The sequence below is a fragment of the Novosphingobium sp. KN65.2 genome, assembly GCF_001368935.1.
Lineage (GTDB): Bacteria > Pseudomonadota > Alphaproteobacteria > Sphingomonadales > Sphingomonadaceae > Novosphingobium > Novosphingobium mathurense.
The window spans coordinates 7501-10966 of sequence record NZ_CCBH010000005.1 but is presented as its reverse complement, the minus strand read 5'-3'; the positions used below and the strand labels follow the sequence as shown (position 1 = coordinate 10966).

Below are 3466 nucleotides of genomic sequence, written 5' to 3'. Positions count from 1 at the left end.
GGTAACAATCGGGCCGTTACTCAGCACTCCGGCGTGCATCGCGCCTGAAGATCAAGAGTTTTGGGCAGAGGGAGTTGGAAGCGATGATGGCATCTCTGGTTCGGCGAAGCGTAACCGCGCTCGCGGCCTTGGCGACAATCCTGATTGCCGGCGCGCAGGCGCGGGCCGAATCTGCTTGGACGGAGGCATATCAATCCAGCCCTGCCACGTATGCGCCGCCGAGCGATCAGTTCGTCGACTTCGCGGTCCAGCATTGGCATATCCCGGCCGACGCATTGCGTGCCGAGCTCAACAAGCAGCCGATAGAAGGAACGGTGCGCTATCGTATCGCTGTCCAGGCCGAAGGGTCGCAGCTGCGGATCCGGTTGTCGAATGAGAACGGGACTTCGCCGCTCGAACTGGCTGGCGCTTCGGTTGCTCTGGCCGCCGACGGCTTCGCGGCCGGGGCGGGCACTTTGCGGCGGCTCACGTTCGGCGGAGTAGATCGGATCAGCGTGCCGACCGGCAGCCCGGTTCTCAGCGATCCGGTCTCGCTGCCAGTCAAGCCGGGGACAGAACTGGTCGTCACCATCGGCCTTGCCACTACGTATTCCAACGAGGGGCGCGGTGGCGCGGGATTCATGCTGGCCCCGGGCGATCAGACCATGGCCGCAGTGCTGCCGCAGGGTGCGGCGATGATGAAAGGGCGCCCCATCGTAACCGGTGTGTCGGTCCTGAGTGAAACGAAGCCGAACATCATCGTCGCTTTCGGCGATTCGATAACCGACGGGAACCGAGCCGATCACACGATGCTCCGCGGTTGGCCCGAAGCGCTCGCGCGCAGGCTGGCTGCACGCAAGGGCGGTGCTGCCTACTCGGTTATCAACGCCGGAATTGGCGGAAACCGGGTGCTCAGCCCGGGATGGGGGGACGCCGGTCTGGCCCGCCTCGATCGCGATGCCCTGCGTGTCGAAGGCATCACCCACCTGATTGTCCTCGAGGGCATCAACGACATCAACATGTCCGGCGCCTCACCGTTCGGCATCAGTCCGGAACTGACTGCTGGGGAGCTGATCGGTGGCTATCGTCAGATCATTGCCCGCGCACATGAACGGGGGATCAAGGTCTATTTCGGGACGCTGACGCCAAACCCCGGCGACGCGCTCACGTCGACTCCGGCGAAAGTTGCCATGCGCGATGCGGTCAACGCGTGGATACGGACATCGGGCGAGCCGGACGGCGTCATCGACTTCGACGCCATGGTGCGGGATCCCAAACAACCCGCCCAATTCAAGGCGGAGTTCGATTCGGGGGATCATCTGCACCCAAGCGAGCGTGGCTACCAGGCGATGGGTGACGGAATCGACCTATCGATGTTTCCATGATCGCAGGGCTGCGCAACGAGCGTTCGGGCCTCTTGGGATGGGTCGTGGCCCATGCGGGCATTGTCGGGCTGCTGACGGCGACCGCGGGCGGTGTCGCACCGGCCGCTAAGGCGGAAACGCGGGCGCCTGTGGTGCGTATCGACACCGGTGCACTCGCCGGAATAGAGGTGCCGGGCGCGTTCGCGTTTCTCGGCATTCCCTGTGCGGGCGATACGGGCGGCGTAAATCAATGGAAGGCACCCACGCCCGTTGAGCGGTGGCGTGGAACGCGCGCCGCTACGGCATTCGGTGCGGATTGCCAGCAGGATCCGCCCTACGTCCCGCCCGGTGGCTCGCCTTGGTCCGCAGCCTATTTCCCGACCCGTTCGATGAGCGAGGACTGCCTGTTCCTGAATGTCTGGACCCCGCGGTTGACGGGCCGGAAACCAGTCATGGTCTGGATCCATGGTGGCGGATTTGCGGGGGGATCCGCCTCGGTCCCAATCTATGACGGGGCAAAGCTGGCCGCGCGGGGCATTGTCGTCGTGACGATCAACTACCGCGTTGGCGCGTTCGGCTTTCTGGCTCATCCGGCTCTCACGGCGGAAGCGGGATCCTCGGGTAACTACGGCCTCATGGACCAGATCGCGGCGCTTCGCTGGGTCAAACGCAACATCGCCCGGTTCGGCGGCGATCCGTCGGCGGTCACCATCGCCGGGCAATCGGCCGGTGCGGCGTCCGTCCACGCCTTGCTGGCCGCACCGTCGGCGGAGGGGCTGTTCCACCGGGCGATCGCAGAGAGCGGCTCGGGCATGGGGTCCCTCACCGATCCACCGCCGCTTGCAGTGGCCGAGGCGCAGGGCGTCAAGGTTGCGCAGGCCGCCGGTGCCATCGATCTGGCCTCCTTGCGTTCCATGCCTGTCGCGGCGATCCAGCGCGCGGCGAACGATCCGTCTGTGGGGCCACCGGGCATTCGCTTCCGTCCGGTCACCGAACCGCGCGTATTGCCGGATCCGCATCGGCAGCGCAGCAGCGTTCCGGTGCTGACCGGCCTGACCGCAGACGAGACGAGCACGTCACCCGATTGGCATGTCGCGGATGCGGCAGGACTGCAGGCGCTGTTGGAGCGGCGCTTCGGCAAGAGCGCCGCGGTATTCAGGCGCTATTACGGGCCGGTGCATGGCTCCGACCCCGCTCGGGCGGCGCGATCGCTTCTGAGAGAGCAGGCGATCGCGGCGATGATGCAGTGGGCCGATCGCCGTCCGCGCAATGCGGCCCCGGTGTTTGCCTATCTTTTCGATCACCCGCAGGACGACGAGGTCGGCAGACGGTTCGGCAGCTTTCATACGACAGAAGTTCCGTATGTCTTTGCTACCGTCGGCACCGCCATCTCCCGGCCGAGCCTTCCCGACCGCCTGCTGAGCGAGCAGATCAGCGGTTATTGGACCAACTTCGTCCGCACCGGCAATCCCAACGGCGGGCAGCTTCCCTCTTGGCCGGCGCTGTCCAGCGGCCGGATGCAGAGGCTTTCCGACAAAGTCGAAGCGGTCGAGGTGCTCGCAGCCGACCGGTTGCGCGACTATCGCGCCTTCGTCGCGAGCGGGGGGCAACTCGGTCTTTTCTGACGATGCCGGGCTGCCCCGGAGGCGGGCACCGCGATAACGGGCTTACGTTGCAGGCTAGCAAGCAACTGGGCGTGCCCCATGCGATTTCTGACCGCGGTGCAATCCTGCATGGCGCACGCATTTCTCGGTTCGACGGATTGCATCTGACCGATCTCGACTGGCCACCGATGCAGGGTATCGATGCATCGGTCGCCAGTTTGCGTGTTTCGATCCGCCGTTATGCGCCGAAAGCTCCATCGATTGTCTGCATCGACCCGGTAATCATCGCGCCGTGAGGTCCAGCGATGTAGGCTGTCAGTTCGGCGATTTCCGCAGGCCTGACGTGGCGCTTGATCGCCATGAAGCTGTGCATCGTAGCAGCCATCGGCCCTTCGGCCGGGTTCATGTCGCTATCGGTCGGCCCGGGCTGAATGCTGTTGACCGTAATACCGCGATCGCCGAAGTCGCGCGCCAATCCACGCACCATGCCCTGCATGGCTGACTTGGTCAGGGCATAGG

3 protein-coding genes (1 of these 3 cut by a window edge) are annotated in these 3466 nt (G+C 65.1%); 2 read left to right on the top strand and 1 reads right to left on the bottom strand.

Annotated elements, in window-relative coordinates; all coding sequences use genetic code 11:
• Positions 1–86: 86 nt before the first annotated feature.
• Together SPHV1_RS00575 and SPHV1_RS00570 are read left to right on the top strand one after the other, a co-directional pair.
• Positions 87–1364, top strand: coding sequence for an SGNH/GDSL hydrolase family protein (locus tag SPHV1_RS00575; RefSeq protein ID WP_197277589.1), 1278 nt, complete (start codon positions 87–89; stop codon positions 1362–1364).
• Positions 1361–2968, top strand: coding sequence for a carboxylesterase/lipase family protein (locus SPHV1_RS00570; RefSeq protein ID WP_054944206.1), 1608 nt, complete (start codon positions 1361–1363; stop codon positions 2966–2968). Before SPHV1_RS00575 ends, SPHV1_RS00570 begins: the two co-directional genes overlap by 4 nt.
• A 217-nt stretch (positions 2969–3185) precedes the next feature.
• On the opposite strand, the gene bdcA is transcribed toward SPHV1_RS00570, so the two are convergent.
• Positions 3186–3466, bottom strand: the final stretch of a protein-coding gene (gene bdcA / locus SPHV1_RS00565; RefSeq protein ID WP_054944205.1) for an SDR family oxidoreductase. Its footprint extends 433 nt past the window's final position; only the last 281 of its 714 coding nucleotides appear in the window; its start codon lies beyond the right edge, outside the window; the stop codon is at positions 3186–3188.

Coding starts and splice junctions, on each gene's coding strand:
- SPHV1_RS00570 (WP_054944206.1), top strand. CDS start 1,361: ATGATCGCAGGGCTGCGCAACGAGCGTTCGGGCCTCTTGGGATGGGTC.
- SPHV1_RS00575 (WP_197277589.1), top strand. CDS start 87: ATGGCATCTCTGGTTCGGCGAAGCGTAACCGCGCTCGCGGCCTTGGCG.